The organism is Streptomyces sp. NPDC054841, assembly GCF_053611045.1.
Genome location: NZ_JBSGZO010000908.1, coordinates 1 through 1339 on the forward strand (window position 1 = coordinate 1; position 1339 = coordinate 1339).

The 1339-nt window shown below is 71.2% G+C and carries 2 protein-coding genes; one reads left to right on the forward strand and one right to left on the reverse strand.

The features are described from left to right. Positions 1-124 precede the first annotated feature (124 nt). A complete protein-coding gene (locus tag ACWGI8_RS44350; RefSeq protein WP_453669306.1) occupies positions 125-571 on the reverse strand; it encodes an Lrp/AsnC family transcriptional regulator in 447 nt (148 codons plus the stop codon). A 94-nt stretch (positions 572-665) separates the two neighbouring features. On the opposite strand from ACWGI8_RS44350, the gene ACWGI8_RS44355 reads away from it, so the two are divergent. Then, positions 666-1148, forward strand: a complete 483-nt coding sequence (locus tag ACWGI8_RS44355) for a rhodanese-like domain-containing protein (RefSeq protein WP_453669308.1) — start codon at positions 666-668, stop codon at positions 1146-1148. The last annotated feature ends 191 nt before the right edge of the window (positions 1149-1339 follow it).

Sequence of the window (1339 nt, forward strand, 5' to 3'; positions counted from 1 at the left end):
GGTAGCTGGGGGAGTGCCGTAGCTGGGGGTACTCCCCCTGGCTCCGCCGGGGGCACCCCCACCCAGGCGAAGCTCTGGGGGAGCGTCGCGGGCCCCACAAGATCGCCCGGACAGAGCCTGACCGTCAGCGGCTGACCGCCCGCCGCGGCAGAGGCGACGAGTACACGACACTCGTCGTCACCGACCCGAGCGTGCCGATCCTCCCGGAGACCTCCTCGAGGTGGCTCATCGAGCGCGTCGCGACCTTCAGCACGAAGCAGTCGTCGCCCGTGACATGGTGCGCCTCCAGGATCTCCGGCGTCGCGTCCACCAGATCGTGGAACGGCTTGTAATTGCCGTTCGGATAGCGCAGGCGTACGAACGCGAGGATCGGCAGTCCGAGACGCTCGTGGTCCACCACGGCCGTGTAGCCGGAGATCACCCCGGCCTCCTCCAGCCGGCGGACCCGCTCCGTCACCGCGCTCGGCGACATCGAAACGGTCCTGGCCAGCTCGGCGAAACTGGCCCGGCCCTGGCTCTGCAGGGCGTCGAGGATGCGCCAGTCCGTGGCGTCCGGTGAATATCCCGTCATCCCCGAGAGATAGCAGGGGATTGCCCGGCCGATCAAGGGAAGTGCCGGGGAATCGCACTTCAGCCGAACGATCACCGACCGTAGATTCTTGATCATGACAACGACACCGCGCCCTGCGAACGCCGTCCTCCGGACTCCCCCCGCCTCCCCGGCCGCGGCCGCCGCGTACTTCTCCGCGAGCCTCGCCTTCCACGCCGACGTCTCCGATGTCGCCTCCGCGCTCGCCGCCGGCGGCGACCCCGGATTCGTCGTGCTCGACTCCCGCTCCACCGAGTCCTGGGACCAGGGCCACGTCCCGGGCGCGATCCATCTGCCCACCGCGCTGATCCCCGGGCAGGCGGCGCAGTTGCTGGACCCGTCGGTGCCGGTCGTCACGTACTGCTGGGGCCCGGGCTGCAACGGTGGCACGCGCGCGGCGCTCGCCCTCGCCGAACTCGGCTACCACGTCAAGGAGATGCTCGGCGGTTTCGAGTACTGGGTCCGTGAGGGCTTCGAGTACGAGACCTGGGAGGGCAGGGAGCGCCGGGCGCCGGACCCGCTGACCGCCCCGGTCGGCGCGGACCACTGCGGCTGCTGACACCGCATGCCGGACGACCCGGCCCGCTCATCGCCCGGTCCGGCTCTTCGCCCGGTCCGGCTCTTCGCCCGGTCCGGCTCATCGCCCGGCCGGTCATCGACGAGGCCGGGTGGATCACGGGCCGGATCGTCGACTCCGAGGGCGGCTTCCGACGTTTCCAGAGCAGCGCTGCCGCGCACGGGGGGCAGCGC